This is a genomic window from Micromonospora sp. NPDC048909 (genome assembly GCF_040649635.1).
In the GTDB taxonomy this organism is placed as follows: domain Bacteria; phylum Actinomycetota; class Actinomycetes; order Mycobacteriales; family Micromonosporaceae; genus Micromonospora.
Genome location: NZ_JBEZFU010000006.1, coordinates 1 through 19801, shown reverse-complemented (window position 1 = coordinate 19801; position 19801 = coordinate 1). Strand labels below are relative to the sequence as shown.

Here is a 19801-nt window from a genome sequence, read left to right as displayed (position 1 = left end):
GGGTGCCGGGATGCACGCGATCGGGGTTGAGCCGGTGACGTCGGTGTCAGCCGATGGAGAGGGCCAGCGCCGGGCGGGCGGTCAGCGTGTCGGTGGTGACGAACGCCAGGTCGATCGCCGGATCGGTGAAGGTGACCGGGATCGGCGAGGTGACCGGGATGCCGTCTGGGAAGGGCAGGTCCGGCGTCAACGTGATCTTGATGCCGAGCAGCCGGCCGACGAACCGCGTGGTGTAGAAGGCGACGTCCCCCTGCACGGTCAGCCGGTCGGTCGCGTACCGCTGGTTCAGCCCCTGCGGGCCGTCCGCGCGCAGCAGGAAGTCGTCGGTCACGGCCTTGCGCATGCTGAACTTCAGCACCTTCAGGCTGCCGCCGTCGGTCGGCAGGTCGGTGATGCCCTCGAACCGGAGCCCGGTCATCGTCAACGACGACCCGGTGAGCTTGGACGGCTTCCGGGCCACCTGCGGCTGACCCGGGTCGGCGGCGATGCGGGGCAGCGGCTTGCCCGCCTCCACCGTGCCCGGGTGGGCCGGCGGGGTGGACGCGCCCGGGCAGGCGGTGGAGCCGGGCCGGCCGGTGGGGACGGTGGGTGCCGCGGTGGCGGTCGGCCGGGCGCTCGCGGTGGGCGTCGGCGTCACCGAAGGGCTCGGGGTGGGGGTACGCCGGCCCCCGCCGGTGAGCAGGTCGCCGATCCCCTCCAGGATGTCGGTGATGATGTTGCCGTCCTTCGTCGGCGTCGGCGTCGGGCTGGCTGCCGGGGCACCACGGCTGGCCGACTCGGCCGGCTTGGCCGCCTTCGACCGGGTCGGGCACGGGGGCACGGCGGCCCGTCCCGGCTGCGCCGGCGCGGCCTGCACGGGCCTCGACTGGGTGGCGACCAGGCCGGTGGCGGCGAGGCCGAGCACCAGCAGCGCGACGGCGAAGTAGCGGGGGTCGCTCACACCACGCGGCTGGGGCACCTGGTGGCGCGGCTCCTCGGCGTCGTCCATCAGTTCGACGGCGCCGGCGCGCTCCGGGTCGGCCCCGGCGGACTCAGCTGCGACGGGCGCCGACTCGGTGGCCGCGACGGGCTGCGGCTCAGCCACGACGGGCACCCGCTCCGCCACAGCGGTCTCCGGCTCGGCGGGCGCGGCGGAGGTGGTCGGCGTCCAGGCGAAGGCGAGTGAGCTGCCGACCATGCCGAGCAGCAGACCGACGAAGAAGCCACCGAGGTTGAGCCCGATCAGCGAGTAGACCGCGGTGACCGCCGCAACGACCGAGTAGAAGAGCCGCTGCGCCGGGCTGAACCAGAGCAGCAGGCCGCAGCTCACCAGGATGACCGGGATCAGCAGGGAGAGCAGGCCGGTTGCTCCGCTGTGGAAGCTCAGGCCGTTGAGCGTCATCCGGGTGGAGGCGAACATCTCGATCCCGGCCAGGGCGGTGAACAGGCCGCCCCAGAACGGTCGGCTCCGCTGCCAGCGGCGGATACTCCGCCACGCCTGTGCGGGACCGCCGGGCCGGGAGTGGGACGGGTTGGCGGTTGTCACGTACTCCTCCTGGCGGAGCGGAAACGGGGAAACAGAGCGGGCCCGCGCTGGTCGGCCACCGCGGGTCGCGGCTCACCTCAGAAGCACTCCTTGCCCTTCGCGTCATCGCCCACGTTGACCTTCAGCCGGAGTCCGACCAGGTTGAAGGTGGCCGCGGTGGTGTAGCGGGACACCTGCTGCAGGTTGGTGATGGTGACGTGGTCGGAGTTCTGGCCGAACGAACCCCGCTGGGCCGTCGGGTTCAGGTCGGTCGCGTCCCGGCCGATTTTGATGTTGGTGAAGGTCGCGTTGCCGTTCAGCGAGTCCATCGCGATCAGCAGGTCCTTGGCCCGGGCGGGCTCCTTGCCCTCACCTGCGTTGATGGTGAGCACCACCGGCAGGCCGGGCAGGTCGGCGCGGACGGACTGGCAGAGGCTGTACAGCTCGGCGCTGCTGATCTCGGAGAGGGCGATCGGGTGGACCTCGCCCGGCTTGCCGTCCTTGCCCTTCTCCTTGACGATGCCGCCGTACTGCTTGAAGCCGTCGCCCTCGAGCCGGTCAGCGCCGATCTTGAACGTCTGCCCGGAGACGGTGATGTCGGACGCGATGGCCCCGGTCGACATGCCGAAGAGGATGGCGCCGACGGCGGCCGTGGCGGGCACCATCATCGCGGCGAACCGCCGCCACCGGATACGACCCGGGTTGTCGAACCGTTCCTGCACGGGTTCCTCCTCAGGCGGGGGGGGACGCACGGGTGGCCGGCTCCGACGTGACGGCCCCGCACCGGGCCGTCACCTGTTACCGGCGGGTAACGAACGAGCTCGATGGTGCACCTCGTGCGACGTAGGGCACAACCCCCCGATTACTCGGCAGTAACAGCCGATCCACAGTCGGCACCATGATGGTGACCGTACGCACTCACCCTCAACCAGACAACGTGGGCATTGACTCTCTAAGGCGGACGGATCGCGCGACTTTTCAATACGGAGGGTAGCCTAGCCATCGACGCATTACAATTCCGCAACGACGCACGGCGCGCGGGGATCGCCGAAGGGGTGGACCGCGATGCGGTCCACCCCTTCGTTCGCAGCGACGGTCAGGAGCGCTCCGGCTCCTTCTCCCCGGCCCGCGCGGGTGCACCGGAGGTGACCTCCTCCTGCTCCGGGGCGGGTGCCGGAGAGCCGGGAGCGTCAGTGTCATCGCCGTCATCGAGACGGTGCCGCGCGGCGACCCCCCGCCGACCGGAGACGAGCAGCCAGATCCCCACGATCAGCAGCACCGCGCCGAGCACGGCGAGGCCGAGCGGCAGGGTACGACCGATCAACTGCAACTGGTCGCGGGTGTTCCCCGCCGAGGCCAAGCTGTTGTCGATGGTCTCGTCGGTGTAGACGAAGTCGCCGTCCAGCAGGGTGGTCGGCTGCCCCTGGTCCGGGACCAGCGTCTTCTTCTGCTGCTCGCGCACCTTGACGAAGTTGCCGCTCACCGGCTCCACCCAAATCGTCCGGGTGTTGCTGTAGGTGACCTTGCCGCTGGTCGCGCCCGGGGCGAACGTGCCGACCAGCGCGCTGACCGAGTCGGCCGCCATGGCCAGGTCGCTCTCCGGGATGACCTGCACGAACCGGTAGGCCTCGGTGCCCTTGATCTCCTCGGTGCCGTCGAACTTGATCGGCAGCGCCCGGCGCAGGTCGCGGTCGAAGTACTCGTAGTCCTTCTGCTCGGTGTGGAACGGGAACTTGTAGGTCTGCCCGGCCATCTTCACGCCGTCGTTCTTGCTCGAGTCACCGTCGGTGTCGAGGTATTGCTTGTCCCAGTCGACCGCCGCCGCGGTCTCCCGGTCCAGGGCGAACTCGACGGCGTACTGGCTGATCACGTCGCCGTTCTGCTGCCACTTGACCGTGCCGAAGGCGTCCCAGACGACCGCCTCGCCCTTGAGGTCGCCGGTCATCTCCTTGTCGGTAGTGCCGGCCTGCGGTGCCACCTCGGTGGTGGCCTCCAGGGTTCCGGTCTGCACCGTCGGCGGCATACCCTCCTTCAGCTGCAAGAACTTGGCGTTCTCGGCGACCGCCACGCTCTTCTTCAGGCAGCCCTCGGGCTCGCCGTCGGCGTTGCAGAGCGTCAAGTCGTACGGCAGCTTCGTCACCGACGGTGCCACGTAGAGCGCCGTACCCCCGGCCACCACGAGAGACAGAACGCCTATGCCGAACAGCACGGCGCCCAGGCGAGCCTTCACTGATCCTCCCCAACAAACACAGTCAGCCGGTGTCCGGCGAGCGGTCTTATCCCTAAACTGGGCCGCACGTTACTCCCGGGTTACATATCCACGCGACCCTCTGGACGGTTGATGTCTGCTCCGATTCCCGATCAGATCCTGCGGCGGCTGCCCGCGCTCGACGCGGTCCGGGTCATCGGCGCGCTCGCCGTCATCGGGCACCACGTCGGCTTCGCCACCGGACGCAACACCGGTGACGCCGCGCTGGGCGCCTGGCTGTCCCGGCTCGACGTGGGCGTCGCCGTCTTCTTCGTCCTCTCCGGATTCCTGCTCTTCCGGCCGTACGCGCACGCGCTCGCGACCTACCAACCGCGCCCGTCCACCGGGCGCTACCTGTGGCGGCGAGCGACCAGGATCCTCCCCGCCTACTGGGTCGCCGTGGTGGTCTGCCTGCTGGTGCTGCCGGAGAACCGGCCGGCGTCGGTGGGCGACTGGCTGCGGCACGCCACGTTGACCCAGATCTATCAGCACGGGCAGCTGAAGCACGGGCTGGGCCAGACCTGGAGCCTGGCCACCGAGGTCCTCTTCTACCTGCTGCTGCCGGTGCTGGCCGCGCTGTTGCTGGGCCGGAGCTGGCGTCCCGGGCGGGTGCTCCGGATCGCGGCGATCGCCACGCTGGTCACCGCCAGCTGGCTGACGCTCATGGGGTTGGGCGTGCTCAGCCTCGGCCTGCACACCATGTGGCTGCCTTCGTACGCCGGCTGGTTCGGCGCCGGGATGGCGCTGGCCACCATTCACGTCGCGCTACGCACGGGCACCGGCGAGCGCTGGCGATGGCTGGACGAGCTGGGCGCGGCGCCGCTGGCCTGCTGGGCGGTCGCCCTGGCCGCGCTGGCCATCGCCACCACGCCCCTGGCCGGGCCGCGCGACCTGGCCGAGCCGACCGCCGGGGAGTTTGGCGCGAAACTCCTGCTCTACCTGGTGGTCGCGGTGATGCTGCTGCTGCCGATCGCGTTCGGCCCGCAGACCGGGGTCAAGTCGGTATTCGACAGCATCCTCGGCCGGTGGCTCGGCCGGGTCTCCTACGGGCTCTTCCTCTGGCACCCGTTCGTGCTGGAGGGCATCTACCTCGTCGGAGACCGGCCCGAGTTCACCGGCGACCCGCTCGGCACGTTCCTGCTCACCGTCGCCGGTGGGCTGGTCCTCGCCGCAGTCAGCTACTACGCCATCGAACGGCCGTTGCAGCGCTGGGGCAGTCAGTGGCCGCGCCGCCGGCGCAGCACGACCGAGAGCCAGAGCACCGTGACGGTGGCGACCGCGGCCAGCTGAGGCGCCGGCGCGGTGTGCCCGCCACGGGTCAGCGTGTACCAGCCAGCCACTGCGAAGCAGCCGACCGGCAGCCAGCGTACGAATCCCTGGCGGATCCGGTGCAGCCGCCGCCGGTCCGCCGGGTGCAGGTACGGTTCCAGGGCTCGCCCCGCCAACGCGAGGAGGGCGATCGCCACCATCACCGCCCCTGCCGCCGGACCGCCAACCAGCAGCAGCGCCAGCCCGCCGAAGAGGACCGCCACCAGGCGGTAACGCCGCCGGTGCGTGGACCTCGGCGGGGCCGGGGCACGCCGCCGCGCCGGCAGAGCGGCGAGCAGCACGACCCCGGCGAGCAGCACCGCCCCGGTCACCAGCGCGACCACGTAACCGTGGTCCGGTGCGAAGCGCAGCACCACCTCGCCGGAGAACCCGGCCGGCACCAGCCAGCCCTGCTGCCACCCGTCCACCACGAACGGCGTCAGCGTCTGGCCGGCGGCGGTGGCCACCCAGCCGACGTTCGCGTTCTCACGCAGGGCCAGCACCCGCTGGTTCTGGTATCCGTCCAGATGCAACCGGCGCTCGGCGGCCGACCAGCCGTCCACCCGCACCGGGGTCCGCACCGGGTCCGGTTGCCCGGCACTGGCCGCCGCGCCGCCGGTCGAACCGGCCGGCACCGGGTCCGGGGCCAGCACCAGCTGGGTCGGCACCGCCAACCGGCTGGCCACCGCCGCCACCCGGGCTGCACCCGCGGTCAGCTTCAGCGCTGACGCTTCACCGGCCCCACAGAGCATCGCGTCCACCTCGCGTAGTTCGACCAGGTCGCGGCGGGTGGCGACCAGCGCGGTACGACGCTTGGCGCCGGCCACGTCAACGCTCGGACCGCTGCCGCAGGGCAGCGTGATCCGCTCATTCGGGCTGTTCTGGGCGGGCGGGGCGCCGGGCAGGGCGGTCAGCTCGCCGACCCCGACCGCGAGGTTGCGCGTCAACCGCCGGTACGGGTCATAGGTTCGCGCCGGGACCGTGTCCGAGATCAGCACGGTGATCTCGTCGCTGCGCATCGGCCGGTCGAACACGAGCGTGCCGCCGTCGTCGAGCATGCCGACACGCATTCCGTCGTCACCGATCACGGTGACCTGCCAGGGCCGGGCGGCCGCCGCGGTCGGCGGCAGGGTCAGCCGCACCCCGGTGACGGTCCGCGCCTTCGGCCAGGTCAACCGCAGCCATGGCTGTCGGTCCGAGTCGGCGGCGTACCAGGTGGTCGCCGGGTCGCCGTCGACCACCGCGCCGGGCCGAGCGGCCGGGTCCGGCACGGCCGACGTGGACGCGGCGACCACCGGCGGGACGCCCTTGGCCACCACGGCCGCGCCGTCGGCATCGAGCAGCGCGTCGAGCGCCGCACCCGGCCGGGGCCGCGCCCGCAGGCCGAGCTGGTAGCCGGCGGCGACCGGCAGGTCCACCGTCCGGTCGATCCGGTCCCCGTCCTCGGACTCCCGGGCAAGCCCGCCGTCACAGAGCGGCCGCCCTTCGTCGAAGACGCAGGCCGGCACGGACGGCGCGGCGGTGAGCACCACCGAGGCCGGCGCGGTGGTACGCGGCGCCGACGGCACCACCAGGGTCCGGGCGGCTTCGACACCGGGGATTGCCAGCTCGGCGATGCCCACCCCGCCGAAGCCGGCCCGGACGTCGAAGACCTGGTCAACGGTGATGCGCACCCGCCGGGTGGGGTAGCCGTCGGGCAGGTCGGCGACCACGGTCGGCGAGAAGCTGTCGATGACCGTCTGCTGCCGCCCGGCGGTGACGGTGATCCGGGTGGGCAGCGAGTCCGCCCCGGTGTCGAAGGTCATCCGCACCTGCCGGACCACCTGCGGGGTGTCCAACTCCAGCTCGAACCACTGACCGGACGACGCGGTGCCCGGGGCGGAGCGCCAGGAGGTGGCCGGGTCACCGTCGACCGCCGCGTACGGCTGGTGCGCCGGGCGCCCGCCGACCAGGGGTTGCGCGTCGGACCAGGAGCTCGACGCGGAGACCGAGCCGATGCCGAGGTAGCGGGCGACGGTCGGCTGTTGATCACCCCACTGTGGAAGGTAGTCCCGGGCGGGCGCGCCGAGCCGCGCCTCCTCCTCCGGCGTCATCGTGGCCGAGGCGTTGTCGTGGGCCGTGCCGAAGGCGACCTCCCGGCGGCGCAGTCCGTCGGTGAGCGCCACCCGCCCGCCGTCGAGCTGCGCCGGGCGGTCCCCGGCCAGCACCGTGGGCGCTGCGGGGAGCCGGCCGGCGGCGGCCAGCGACAGCAGCGACTCCGTCCCGCCGACGACCGTGGTCAACCCGGCCGCGTCGTACGCCACCACCGGGCTGACCGGCTGCTGGACCTCGTACACCTCCAGCGCCCGGACCTTGACGTCCAGGCCCCGGTCGACGAAGTTGCCGGGCAGCGCGCCGCCGCCCACCTCTGGGCCGAAGGCGCGGACTGGGCGGATGCCCGGTGAGCGGGCCAGCGCCTGCCGGACCACCACCGGTTGGGTGGCGCCGGAGCGCCCGTAGTCCAGGTCGGATCGGAGCAGCAGGTACCGCACCCCGGAGCGGGCGAGCAGCTCGCCCAGGCCGGCCGAGCCCTGCCCGCCGGCCAGCGCCGACTCGACCGCGTCCAGCAACCGGATGGTGCCCGGCGGGGTGAGTGGCACCGAGCTGCGCACCGCCCACGGGCTCTTCAGCAGTGGCTGGGTCATCTCGTCGCTCGGGCTGCCCCAGAGATAGCGGGGGAAGCGGGCGGCCGGCACCACCAGCACCCTGTCATCGCCGGCGTTGCGGTCGAGCCAGGCGGCGGCCTGCCGCCAGTACCCGGGCGCCTCCCGGTAGCTGCCGGGTGCGGCGAGGCCACCACCGAGCGCGGGCGCGGCCACCGCGGCCACCGCCACCAGCGCCGTCCCGGTCACCAGTGCAGCGCGCAGCCGCACCGGCTGGAGCAGCCGGGGCAGCCCCGGGTTCAGCTCGGGCCGGTCAGCGGCCCAAGCGGCGCGCAGCACCAGCCCGACCAGGTGGGCCAAGCCGAGGATCAGCGGCAGGCGGAGCACCACGTCGAACTTGTGCACGTTGCGCAGCGGCGCCCCGGCTCCGTCCAGGAAGTTCTGCAGGGTCTGCGCGCCGAAACCGTCGATCCGGCCGACGTGGCCGAGCCCGACGAGCGCCAGCCCGACCAGCAGGCCGGTGATCAGAAACCGCCGGTACGGCATGCCGCGGCGGGCCAGGCCGGCCAGGCCGAGCGCGGCGACCACCAGGGTCGCGACCACCAGCGGCCGTTCGGTGGCGAGCCGCCAACCGGCGGTCCACGGAGGCCCGTACGCACCGTTCAGGTAGGCGTGCCAGTGCGCGGCGCCGCGCAGCACGGTGGTGGTGTCCGTCGGCGCGGTGGTGACCGGCGCGGTCTCGATGTAGTCCAGGAACGGCGGGCTGTACCGGCCGAGCAGTAGCAGCGGTACCAGCCACCACGCGGTGGCCGCCGCGACGGCCAACCCCCAGGCGACCAACGCCCTGATCCGCAGCCAGGCCGGGTGCAGGCCTACCAGCCAGAGCCCGGCCAGCGGCACCACGGCCAGCACCGCGGTCGCGTTCACCCCACCCGCGCACGCCACCACCAGCGCCGACCGGGTCACCGCGCGGCGTACCGACGCGCCCTCGGCCAGCCCGACCAGCGGAACCAGCACCCACGGGGCGAGCGCGCTCGGCCACGCCTCCACCGAGATCGGGCCCAGCTCGGTCACCAGCCGGGGAGAGAGCGCGAACGCGACCCCGGCGAGCATCCGGGCCCACGGCGTACCGATATGCAGCCGCTCAGCGAGCCGGACCACCCCGGTGCAGGCCACCGTCATCAGCAGCGCCCACCAGAGCCGCTGCACCACCCAGGCCGGCAGGGCGAGCAGCTTCCCGACGAGGAAGAACGGGCCCATCGGCCACAGGTAGCCGTACGCCTGATTCTGCAACTGTCCGAAGGTGCCATCCGGGTCCCAGACGTGCAGGGCGCGGGTCAGCCATCCGGCTGGATCGATCGCCAGGTCCACCTTGGTGTCAATAACGATCATGCCCGGATCCTGGAGGAACGCCAGGGCTGACAAACCGAGACAGACCGCGACCAAGCGCAGATGCCACACCGTTCTCGATGTGTTCTCCGGCCGCTCGGCCAGCTCCGGACGGCCCGGCGCCTGCTGCATCTCGCCTCCGATCGGGCATTGCGGGTTCCGTGACGAAGCCCATAGTGTGACGCGACCGCGAAGACTACTCGGCAGTAGGAGTGATCGTGGAAGCACCGGCTGCCGCTACCCGGCACATACTGTTCCTCAATTGGCGAGACACCCGGAACCCGGAGGGCGGCGGATCCGAGGTCTATGTCGAGCGCATCGCTGGCGAGCTCGTCCGTCGCGGTCACCAGGCCACCCTGCTCTGCGCCACGCACGCCGCCGGACCGGCCGAGGAGGTCACCGCCGACGGCGTCCGGGTGCTGAGGCGCGGCGGCCGACACACCGTGTACCTGCGCGCCGCGCTGGCCTACCTGGCCGGCGCCCTCCGCCTCGGGCCGCTCTCCCGCCGCCACGGCGGGCGGCCCGACCTGATCGTGGACGTCGGCAACGGCCTGCCCTTCCTCTCCGCGCTCTACGCCCGCCGCCCGGTGATCGCGCTCGTGCACCACGTACACCGGGAGCAGTGGCCAGTGGTGCTGGGCCGCTGGCTCGCCAAGTTCGGCTGGTGGGTCGAGTCCTGGCTGGCCCCTCGGGTCTACCGCCGGTGCCAGTACGTGACCGTCTCCGCCGCCACCAGGAACGAGTTGGCCACCCTCGGTATCGACCCGGCCCGCGTCGCCATCGTGCACAACGGCACCCCGGACATGACAGTCGGGGTGGTGCCCCGTTCGGCCCAGCCGTCGCTGGTGGTGCTCGGCCGGCTGGTGCCGCACAAGCAGGTCGAGGTGGCGCTGCGTACCGTGGCCGCGCTCGTCGGCGAGCTGCCTGGGCTCACCCTCGCGGTGGCCGGGCAGGGCTGGTGGGAGCCGCAGCTACGCCAGGTCGCCGAAGACCTCGGGGTCACCGAGCGGGTCCGGTTCACCGGTTTCGTGACCGACGCGGAGAAGCGCGAGCTGCTGGCCGCGGCCTGGGTCGCGCTTACCCCCTCGCTCAAGGAGGGCTGGGGGCTGACCATCGTGGAGGCCGGTGCGGTGGGCACCCCGACGGTGGCGTTCCGGGGCGCGGGTGGGGTCGAGGAGGCGCTCGTCGACGGGGAGACCGGGCTGCTCGCCGACGATGTCGACGACTTCACCGCGAAGGTGCGGCTGCTGCTGACCGACGAGGCGTACCGCTCGGCGATGGGGACGGCAGCGCGGGCGCACGCCGCACGGTTCACCTGGCCGGTCTCGGGAGAAAAATTCGTGGCCCTCGTAACGAGGGCCGCGAACGCTCCGGCGCTGGCGCCGGCCGAACCTGTGGCGGCGTCCTACCTGGTGCCGTAGACCAACGGCTGGTTGGCACCGCCGTCGCTGTTGCTGCTGCTGCCTGAACTGTCCCGGGCGGCCTGCTCGGCCTTCGCCGCCTCGGGCGCCGACGTACCGCTCAGGGTGGTGGCGAGCGCCACCGAACCGAAGACACCGAGAGCGACCGCGGTCACCCCGATGAGAACCAACGAGAGCGCACTGCGCATGGGGTTGTCTTCCTCCTCGTGAGCTGCGTGCGCGGGACGTTACCACCAAGTAGGGGCGGTGGGGAGGGCCGCGAGGACCGTCGATACCGGCCGGTCATCCGGCCGGGCCGGGGCAGTCCCCACCCGGTGCACGGGCCGGGATCCCGCTCACCCGCCCGCGACGGTCCCCGCCGCGATCGGGTTCTCGTAGAGCGCCAGGTCGGGGCCGGCATACACCTCGCGGAGCCCGATCAGGGTGGCCGGAGTCACCGCCTGGTCGCCGGTCATCCGCTGCACCACCACCCAGCGCACGCCTGTCGTGCTGACCGGCGCCCCGGCGGTCAGCAGCCGGCGGACGGCGGCCGCCCGGACGTTCTCGCCGCTGACCTCGGTCTGGCCCACGAAAAGGGTGTCGTCGATGAGCACGTCGGCGTTGACGTACCGGGGCAGCGGGTCGAGCACCGTCCGGCCGCCGTTCCACGGATAGGCCCGGTAGGCACCGAGCGGCAGCGAGAGCACCTCGCCGGGCTGCCCGTCGAGCCGGGCGGCGACGGCGGCCCAGTCCGCCGGGTAGGTCACCGGGCGCAGCCGGCCCGCCGCGCCGAACGCCAGGTCCGGCAGGACCACCACGGGCAGCAGCGCGGCGCCCGCCAGCACCGCTCCGGCGGCGCCCCGGCCTGCCCGCCCGGCGAGGCCGACGGCGAGCCGCTCCGCGCCGAGCGCGGCGCCGAGCGCGAGCAGCAGGGCGTACGGCAGCAGGAACTTCTGCCCGTCCCGGAGCAGCCCGGCCCCGGGCACCTCGGCGACCAGCCAGCCGAGCACCGTGGACACCCCGGGCAGCACACCGAGCGCCGCGGTGAGCACACCGGCGGCGGCCAGGGCGGCGAGCCGGGTGGCGGTGCCGGCCGGCCAACTGCGGCGCAACGACCGGAAGCCGAGCCCCGCCAGCATCAGCACCAGGAGGGTGGCGACCGGGGCCAGCGGGGAGGACCGACTGACCGGGGTGGTCTGAGCGTTCCAGATGCCGCCGGTACCGGCGAGCGCGCCGAACACCCCGCTCCAGTTCTCCGCCCGGGCCGCGAAGGCGGCCACCCCGTCCGGGTCGCTCCGCCCGTCCGCGGAGGTCAGCGCGGCCACCACCAGCCACGGCGTGTTCAACGCCAGCACCAGGCCCACCGCCGCGGCGGTGACCCCGGCAGCGCCCCGTCGGGCGAGCAGCACCGCGGTGGCGGCCAGCGCGATCAGCCCACCGGTCGGGGTGACCGCGGCGGGCAAGGCGGTGAGCACCAGCCCGGGCAGGCCGCCTGGGCGCCTCTCGCGTACCCGGATCGCGGCGCCCACCAGCCAGGGCAGCGCCCCGTACGCCAGCAGCAGCCCCCAGTGCCCGATCAGCAGCCGCTCGGCCAGGTACGGCGTCCAGGCGTATCCGACCGCCGCGACCGCTCGGGTCGCGGGGTGCCGCGCCGGCACCAGTCGGCCGGCGCCGAGCGCGGCGAGCAGCAGCACGGCGGCGAGCACCACCCGTTGCAGCAGCCACCCCGGCACGGCCGCGCTGGCCAGCGAGACCAGCGCGTCGAGCGGCACCGCGCGGGGCAGCGAGCCGGTCGGCAGCACCAGTTCGGCGCGCCACGGCTGCCGGGGCACGAAGACCATGTCGTAGCTGAGCACGTAGCCGGGGGTGGCCAGCGGCGCGAGGACCAGCCCGGTGACGGCCAGCCCGACCCCGGCGAGCAGCAACCGTTCCCGCAGGGTTGACCTCCTCACTAGGCTTGCCCGGCGAGGGCGCCGGCGTGGCGACACTGTACGCGCGCCCGCTGGACATCGGCGGTGCCGGCGACTCGGGGCGGTCATGGGTACGAAGTGGGACAGGCGCGGCCGGGCCTCCGGCATCGGCGCGGCAGGCCTCGCGGTCACATTGGCCGGGGTGTTCGTCAACGGACTGGCGTACGTGGTGCCGGTTCTCGGGGCGCGGCACCTCACCCCGGCGGAGCTGAGTGCGCTCGCCACGCTGCTGGCACTCGGCGCGATCGGCGGCGTCGCCAGCACCGGCCTGCAGATCGCGGTCGCGGTGCACCGGGCCCGGCACGGGCGGGCCGCCACCGCCCGGCCGACCGTGCTGACCGTGGTGGTCACCGCCGTGCTGCTGGCCGTCACGCTCCCGGTGGCCGCCGTTCAGCTCCGGTTGACCCCAGTCGCCGTACTACTGCTCGGCGTGCTCACGGTGGCGGTGGTCGCCGCCGGCCGATGGCTCGGCGAGATGCAGGGCGACCAGCGCTTCCTGCGCCTTGCCGCCGCGATGGCGGTGCTCGCCGCCGGCCGGTACGGCGGCATGGTCGCCGGGCTCGCGCTCGGCGGCGGGCTGACCGGATCGCTGCTCGCCGCCGCGGTCACCTCCGTGCTGGTGCTCGCACTGCTGGTCCGGCTCAACCGCGGCGCCGGAATCGACCCGGTCGCCCCGGCGCTGGCCACCCAGACGGTGCTCACCGCCAGCGGCGCCACCCTGGCCATGCTCGTCGTCTCCTACGCGGACCTGCTGCTGGCCCGCCGCTTCCTGCCGCCGGACGCGTCCGGCACCTACGCGGTCGGCACCGTACTCACCAAGGGCGCGCTCTGGGCACCGCAGGTGGTCACCGTGATCGCCCTGCCCAGGCTGGCCCGCGGCGACCGGCGGACGCTGCTCACCGCGCTGGCCGTGGTCGGCGGCGCCGGGGCGATGCTGGTGCTCGCGTCGATGCTCGCCGGTGGGCTCGCCTTCCGGCTGGCCGGCGGCCCGGACTACGCTGCCGCCGGCCGCTACGCGCCACTCTTCGCCGCAACCGGCGCGCTGTATGCGCTGGTCTTCGTCCTGATCAACGCCCGGGTCGCGGCGGCGGCCCGATGGCCCTCCGCGCCACTGTGGATCTCCACAGCCGGGTTCGTCGCCGCGGTGGCTTTCGCCGTGCCGCACACCGTTGCCGGAATCGCCGGCGCCGCACTGGTGACCGCCGCGCTCACCGCGCTGGTCACCGGCGCACTGGCGATCCCCCGCACAGTGGACACCACGCCGGTTTCCGTCCGTCCGCCCACTACCGCCCGAACCGGAGGTCATGGCACGCTGCGGGACGACTGACCAGCAGACGGGGGTTTCTGGTGACGGTGGCCGACTCGGGCAGGAAGCGGGTCGGCGCCCGCCAACCCGCCCGCTGGCTGCTCGCGCTGTACGCGATCTGCCTGGTGGCGGCCGTACCGGCGGCCGTGCCCCGGCCGGCGCAGGAGCCGGACGGGATGACGGCCGACCAGCTCACCGCCGCCTTCGACCACTACGGCGACACCTCCGGTCAGTGGAGCGGGGCCGACCGGACGGCCTCGGTCCGGCTCCCCGACGGCCGCCTGCTCTGGCTCTTCTCCGACACCTTCCTCGGCCCGGTCGGCCCGGACGGCTCCCGGCCGCGGACCGCGTCGTTCATCAACAACTCCGCCGTCGTCCAACAGGGTGACGAGCTGCGCGAGACCGTGCACGGCGGCACCGCCGAAGAGCCGGCGTCGCTGATACCACCGCCGGCCGCCGACCAGTTCCACTGGATCGGTGACGCCCAAGTGGTCGGCGATACGCTCCAGGTGCTGGTCAACCGCTACCGCCGCACCGGCGCCGGCCCGCTGGACCATACCCTGCTGAGCACCGCGCTGGCCACCTTCACGCTGCCCGCGTTGACCCCAACCGGAGTCCGGCCACTGCCGCTCGGCGACCGGATCTCCTGGGGCTCGGCGCTGCTGCGCGACGACGGGCACACCTACGTGTATGGCACCGAAGCGGTCGGCGAGGCGAAGTTCGCGCACGTCGCCCGGGTCGCCGGGGACGACCTCGGCGGTCCGTGGGAGTTCTGGAGCGGCACCTCCTGGCTGTCCGACGTGGCCGCCTCGGCCCGGCTGCTCAGCGGCGTCGGCACCACGTACGGGGTGCAGCGGGTCGGCGGGCGGTACGTACTGGTCACCCACGAGAACAACCTGGTATTCAGCGCCGATCTGGTGGCCTACTCGGCGGCCGGCCCGACCGGCCCGTTCGAGGGTCCGGACTACCTCTACCGGGCGCCGGAGAACGAGGCCGGGCACATCGTCTACGACGCCGACCTGCACCCGGAGCTGGCCCGCCCCGGCAAGCTGCTGATCTCGTACAACGTCAACAACGTCGACGACGCCGTCGCGTACGCCGACGCGGGCATCTACCGGCCACGCTTCCTGGAAGTCGACTGGCCGCGTCGCCGACCGGACCGGCGGGACCTCCCGCCGGCACCGGCCGAGCTGACCGCGGCGGCCCGGGGCGCCGGGAACGCCGACCTGGCCTGGTCCGCTGCTCGGGCCGACGACGAGCTGCGATACCAGGTGCACCGGCGGGACATCACCGCCGGGCAAACCCACTTCGTACGGCTCGGCGAGCCGACCACCGACACCCGCTGGTCGGCCGACTTCCTGGTCAACGGCCACGAGTACGAGTTCCGCGTCACCACCCTCGGACGGCGGGGCGAGAGCACACCGTCGCCGGCCGCCCAGATGACCGCCACCGTACCGCCCCCACCACCACCCGGCGGCGTACTCGCAGTCACCGGGATGACCGGGGACGCTGCGCTGCGCTGGGATCCGCTGCCGTTCGTCCAGCTGTTCCGGGTCTACCAGAGCGACGTCACCGACGGCCGGCGGGGCCAGACCCTGGTAGGCACCTACACCGGTACCAGCGCCACCGTCCGGTCGCTGTGGCACGCCCGCACGTACGAGTTCACCGTGGTCGCGGTCGGCGGCGGTGGGGACAGTCCACCCTCGGCACCGGCCCGGGTGACCGCCTTCGTCACCCCACCGGCCCCGCCCGGCGGGCTCACCGCCGTCCCCCAGGCCGACGGCACCGTGCGGGTGAGTTGGCGGAGCCTCGGCCCGGGCATCTCGTACCGGGTCCACCGGCGGGACCTCAGCGGGGGCACGACGGATCCGGCGATGCCCGCGCTGGAGACCCGGGCCACGCACCTCGCCCGGCACCTCGAACACGACCACGAGTACGAGTTCACGGTCATCGCGGTCAACAGCGGCGGGGAGGGCCCGCGCTCCACCCCGGTACGGGCCCGGTCCCGATTCGCGCCGCCCCAGACCGCGCCGCGCGAGCTGCGGGCCAAAGCCGGTGCGGGCAGCGTCGAGCTGACCTGGCGGTCGTCGGTGCCCCGCGGCTGGCACCGGGTCTACCGGCGCGACCTCACCGCCCGGGAACGCGACTTCACCGAGGAGAAGATGCCGGTGAAGGGCAACCGGGCCACCATCGCGCTGCTGCGCAACGGCCACGAGTACGAGTTCGCGGTCGCTGCGGCCAACCAGGCCGGTACCGGCCCGCTGAGCGAGCCGGTCCGCGTCACCCCGCAGCTACCCACCCCGACCGGGCTGGCCGCGACGGCGGCGGGCACCGGCGAGGTACGGCTGAGTTGGCGGTCGGCCGGCCCCGGGTTCGCCTACCGGGTGCACCTGCGGGACGCAACCGCCGGGGAGCCCTGGCGCACGGACCGGTACCCGGTGACGGCGACCCGGTCCAGTTCGGTGCTCCTGGTCCAAGGCCACCGATACGAGTTTCGGGTGACCGTCACCGACGGCACCGCCGAAGGCTCACCCAGCGGGACGGTCACGGTAACCGTGCGGTGAGCGTGGCCGATCGCCTTCGGCCAGCCAGCTACCGAGCAGCTGGTGGTCGATCGAGTCGACCCGGCCGAGCGGCCGGCCGGCGGCCAGCCGGGCGCGCAGCTCGTCCCGGGTGAACCAGCGCGCCTCCTGCAGCTCGACGCCGTCCACCCGAACCTCCTCGGACGCGGCCGTGGCCCGGAAGCCCACCATCAGCCCGGCCGGGAACGGCCACGCCTGCGACCCCTGGTACGACACGCCGGTCAGGGTGATGCCGGCCTCCTCGGCCATCTCCCGGCGCACCGCGTCCTCCAGGCTCTCGCCCACTTCGACGAAGCCGGCCAGCGTCGAGTAGGCGCCTTCGGCCGCGCCGGCGTGCCGGGCCAGCAGGCAGCGGTCGGGAGCGCCGGGCGCCTCGACCAGCACGATGATCGCCGGCTCGATGCGGGGGAAGAGCAGCCCGGCGCACTCCGCCGCCGAGCACTGCCGGACGTGCCCGGCGTCGCGGCTTGTGGTGGGCGCACCGCAGCTGCCGCACCAGCGCTGCCGCCGATGCCAGTGCAGCAGCCCGCGCGCGTACGCCTGGGTTGCCGCCTCGGCCGGGTCGAGCCGGCCGGCCAGGCTCCGCACGTCTACCGCCGACGCCGCGCCGGCCAGCGCGACCGCGTCGGCTTCGGCGTGCCCGGACAGGTCCACGGCGAAGACCGCCACGTCGGCGTCGAGGCCGAGGAAGACCAGCTCGCCCGCTGCGGCGAGCACCGGTCCCGCTGCGGCGCCGGTCAACCGGACCGGCCGGTCGTCCGCCGTGACCAGCGAGCGGTCCCGCCACAGCGGCAGCACGGTGGTCCGTGGGTCGGCGCGCAGCGCCGTCATCCGCTCCCCGTCGGCTCGCAACGCGGCCGCCCGGTCCAGCCACCCACCGCCGTACGCCAGCACCCGCTCATCGGTCCGCATGCCGTTACCGTGCCATGTCGGCCCGACGGCTCGCCGGCCGGCCGGCACCGGTCCGACACGCCGTACGACACACCGCCGCGGGCGGGCCGGGGCGGCGGCGGCGCGCTCGGCCGGGCATTGGCTACCGTAGGTGTTCCTCCGCGCGGGGAGCGCCCCCCGCGGCACGTCGCGATAGAGGTTGCTGTGACGCTGTACGGCGAGAAGAGTCCGCCCGCCGACGACCGGCCGACCGTGCAGGTCACTGCGGTCAGCTGGCCCGGTGACGAGCCTGAGCCCGGGACACCGGCCGAGGCGTCCGCCCGGCCCCGCTCACGCCGGCTCCGGCTGCTGCTCGCCGCCGGGCTCAGCACCGTGGTGCTGGGTGGCGTGGCGGGCGCCGGTGCGTACGCGTACGCGGGCGACGTGCCGCGCGGGACCACGGTGCTCGGTACCGAGCTCGGCGGTCGCAGCCGCGCGGAGGCCGCCCGGCACCTCCGGGCCGAGTTGGAGCGGCGCGCGGCCGAGCTGGCCGCCCCGCTGTCGGTCCGGGTCGGTGAGCGGACCGCCGAGATCAATCCCGCGGAGGTCGGCCTGACGGTCGACGTGGAGGCGACGGTGGCCGCCGCGGCCGAGGCGGAGGCCCACCCGGTCAGCCGGCTGGTCGGCTCGCGCTCGGTGCAGCCGGTGGTCTCGGTCGACGCGGCGAAGCTCGACGCCGCGTTGCGGAAGGTGGTCGGCGACCAGGGGCGGAAGATGACCCTGCCGGCCATCACGTTCTCCGGCACCACGCCGAAGGCCGTCCACCCGAAGCCCAGCCTGGCGCTGGACGCGGAGCGCTCCGCCGAGGTGGTCCGGGCCGGATGGCTCGCCGACCAGCCGGTGACCGTGCCGCTGGTCGAGTCGCACCCGGCGACCACCGCCGAGGAGGTGGACCGGCTGGTCGACGAGCTGGCGAAGCCTGCTGTCGCCGCGCCGGTGAAGCTGACCACCGACAAGGGTTCGGTCACCATCGCACCGAAGGCGATCGCGAAGAGCCTCCGCTTCACCGCCGACAAGGCCGGCAAGCTGAGCCCGCAGGTGGACGTGAAGCGGCTGCGCGCCGCGCTCGGCGACGACCTGGCGGCCATCGAGGTGACGCCGAAGAACGCCCGGCTGACCATCGCCGGAGGCAAGCCAAAGGTGGTGGACTCCGGTCGAGCCGGCCAGCAGCTGGACGCTTCCGCGCTCGGGCGGGACCTGCTCGCCGTGCTGCCGAAGAGCGACGACCGGGAGGTCGCGGGCGTCCTGAAGCCGACCGAGCCGGAGGTGACCGCCGAGAAGGTCGCCGGTCTCGGCATCAAGGAGAAGGTCTCCTCGTTCACCACCCGGTTCACCGGCGGGCTCGCCTCGTCGCGCAGCCAGAACATCGTGACCATCGCCAAGGAGGTCGACGGCACGGTCGTGCTGCCGGGCGAGACGTTCTCGCTCAACGGGCACACCGGCGAGCGCGGCTACCAGCAGGGCTACCGGGACGCGCCGGTGATCCTCGACGGCAAGCTGGTCCCCGGGGTGGGTGGCGGCACCTCGCAGTTCACCACCACACTCTTCAACGCCAGCTACTACGCCGGCTTGGAGGACGTCGAGCACAAACCGCACTCCTACTGGTTCGACCGCTATCCGGCGGTCATCGAGTCGACGATCTTCTGGCCGAACCTCGACTTCAAGTTCCGCAACAACACCCCGCACGGGGTCCTGATCGACACCTCCTACACGTCGAGCACGGTGACCGTGTCGATGTGGAGCACGAAGATCTACGACAGCGTGAAGACCGAGTACGGCCCGCGGCGCAACATCACCGTGCCGAAGACCATCTACCTGGAGCCCGGGCCGTCCTGCATTCCCAGCAACGGCATCAACGGCTTCGCCCAGGACGCGTACCGGGTGATTCGCAAGGACGGCAAGGTGGTCAAGCGGGAGAAGTTCAGCTGGCGCTACGACGCCGAGCCGCGCTACATCTGCGCTCGCGAGCCCTCCTGACGCCCGTCGCGCTCCACCTGCTCAACGGCCCCCGCCGGCATCGTCGCCGGCGGGGGCCGCTTCGTTGGTACGGGGTATCGCGCGCCGGCCCGCAGCCAGGCCCCGCGTAGCCCGCCGCTATCCCGGCGGGCCGGACCAGCTCGGGTGCCGTTCCTGGTCGGGCGAGCTGGTGGGCTTCAGCAAGCGACGGGGTGGGGACCTCGGCGGCCTGTCTCGGAGAACGAAGGCGCGTGGTCGGTGCAGCGTCACGACCAGGGCGCCGCGGCTGCCTGGCTTGGCGAACCGTCCCCGGCTGTCGCAGGGGGATGGCTGGACAGGGGACTCCGCGGTCAGCAAGGCGCCTGCGGGTGCGGGCAACAGCCAGCCCCAGGGCGCCGGCGGTTGCCATATATCCGCCCCGAGGGCCCAAGGTAAAGGCCTGGAAAACGCCGTCAGGGCCACCCCCAAGATTTGGGGTGGCCCTGACGGGAACGATTGTCCGGCGGTGTCCTACTCTCCCACACCCTCCCGAGTGCAGTACCATCGGCGCTGGAGGGCTTAGCTTC

Annotated in this window: 11 protein-coding genes and 1 pseudogene; 5 read left to right on the top strand and 7 right to left on the bottom strand. The window is 73.3% G+C overall.

Annotated features, from left to right (window positions below):
• Positions 1-46: 46 nt before the first annotated feature.
• From AB0C04_RS17650 to AB0C04_RS17640, 3 genes are all read right to left on the bottom strand, one after another.
• Entirely contained in the window at positions 47-1525 is a 1479-nt protein-coding gene (locus tag AB0C04_RS17650; RefSeq protein ID WP_357055338.1) for a DUF6114 domain-containing protein, read from the bottom strand.
• 77 nt (positions 1526-1602) lie between these two features.
• Entirely contained in the window at positions 1603-2226 is a 624-nt protein-coding gene (locus AB0C04_RS17645) for a DUF6230 family protein (protein WP_357055335.1), read from the bottom strand.
• A 374-nt stretch (positions 2227-2600) separates the two neighbouring features.
• Positions 2601-3734, bottom strand: coding sequence for a DUF3068 domain-containing protein (locus AB0C04_RS17640; RefSeq protein WP_357055332.1), 1134 nt, complete (start codon positions 3732-3734; stop codon positions 2601-2603).
• Positions 3735-3845: 111 nt separating this feature from the next.
• Between AB0C04_RS17640 and AB0C04_RS17635 the strand changes: the two genes are divergently transcribed.
• Positions 3846-5042, top strand: a complete 1197-nt coding sequence (locus AB0C04_RS17635) for an acyltransferase (RefSeq protein ID WP_357055329.1) — start codon at positions 3846-3848, stop codon at positions 5040-5042.
• Here the strand turns inward: AB0C04_RS17635 and AB0C04_RS17630 are convergent.
• The gene (locus AB0C04_RS17630) at positions 4970-9223 is read right to left on the bottom strand and encodes an alpha-(1->3)-arabinofuranosyltransferase (protein WP_357055326.1); all 4254 of its coding nucleotides are present in this window, start codon (positions 9221-9223) and stop codon (positions 4970-4972) included. The genes AB0C04_RS17635 and AB0C04_RS17630 overlap by 73 nt on opposite strands.
• 86 nt (positions 9224-9309) lie before the next feature.
• Here AB0C04_RS17630 and AB0C04_RS17625 point away from each other — a divergent pair, with 86 nt between their 5' ends.
• Positions 9310-10512 (top strand): glycosyltransferase family 4 protein, encoded by a 1203-nt coding sequence (locus tag AB0C04_RS17625; protein ID WP_357055323.1) that lies wholly within the window; start codon positions 9310-9312, stop codon positions 10510-10512.
• Here the strand turns inward: AB0C04_RS17625 and AB0C04_RS17620 are convergent.
• Entirely contained in the window at positions 10497-10700 is a 204-nt protein-coding gene (locus tag AB0C04_RS17620; protein WP_357055320.1) for a hypothetical protein, read from the bottom strand. The genes AB0C04_RS17625 and AB0C04_RS17620 overlap by 16 nt on opposite strands.
• 177 nt (positions 10701-10877) lie before the next feature.
• Positions 10878-12443 (bottom strand): annotated as a pseudogene (locus AB0C04_RS17615) (hypothetical protein); the annotation flags it as partial.
• A 160-nt stretch (positions 12444-12603) separates the two neighbouring features.
• Here AB0C04_RS17615 and AB0C04_RS17610 point away from each other — a divergent pair.
• A complete protein-coding gene (locus tag AB0C04_RS17610) occupies positions 12604-13788 on the top strand; it encodes a polysaccharide biosynthesis protein (protein ID WP_357055317.1) in 1185 nt (394 codons plus the stop codon).
• A gap of 20 nt (positions 13789-13808) precedes the next feature.
• The gene (locus tag AB0C04_RS17605; protein WP_357055314.1) at positions 13809-16331 is read left to right on the top strand and encodes a fibronectin type III domain-containing protein; all 2523 of its coding nucleotides are present in this window, start codon (positions 13809-13811) and stop codon (positions 16329-16331) included.
• Here the strand turns inward: AB0C04_RS17605 and nudC are convergent.
• On the bottom strand, positions 16296-17261 hold the full coding sequence (gene nudC / locus AB0C04_RS17600; protein ID WP_357055311.1) for an NAD(+) diphosphatase: 966 nt from the start codon (positions 17259-17261) through the stop codon (positions 16296-16298). The two genes, AB0C04_RS17605 and nudC, sit on opposite strands and share 36 nt — an antisense overlap.
• Before the next feature lie 183 nt (positions 17262-17444).
• On the opposite strand from nudC, the gene AB0C04_RS17595 reads away from it, so the two are divergent.
• On the top strand, positions 17445-19256 hold the full coding sequence (locus AB0C04_RS17595; RefSeq protein ID WP_357055308.1) for a VanW family protein: 1812 nt from the start codon (positions 17445-17447) through the stop codon (positions 19254-19256).
• The last annotated feature ends 545 nt before the right edge of the window (positions 19257-19801 follow it).

What these genes read in the sequence shown, in the direction of transcription:
- AB0C04_RS17630 (WP_357055326.1), bottom strand. Translation starts at nt 9,223, where the DNA reads ATGCAGCAGGCGCCGGGCCGTCCGGAGCTGGCCGAGCGGCCGGAGAAC.
- nudC (WP_357055311.1), bottom strand. Translation starts at nt 17,261, where the DNA reads ATGCGGACCGATGAGCGGGTGCTGGCGTACGGCGGTGGGTGGCTGGAC.
- AB0C04_RS17620 (WP_357055320.1), bottom strand. Translation starts at nt 10,700, where the DNA reads ATGCGCAGTGCGCTCTCGTTGGTTCTCATCGGGGTGACCGCGGTCGCT.
- AB0C04_RS17635 (WP_357055329.1), top strand. Translation starts at nt 3,846, where the DNA reads ATGTCTGCTCCGATTCCCGATCAGATCCTGCGGCGGCTGCCCGCGCTC.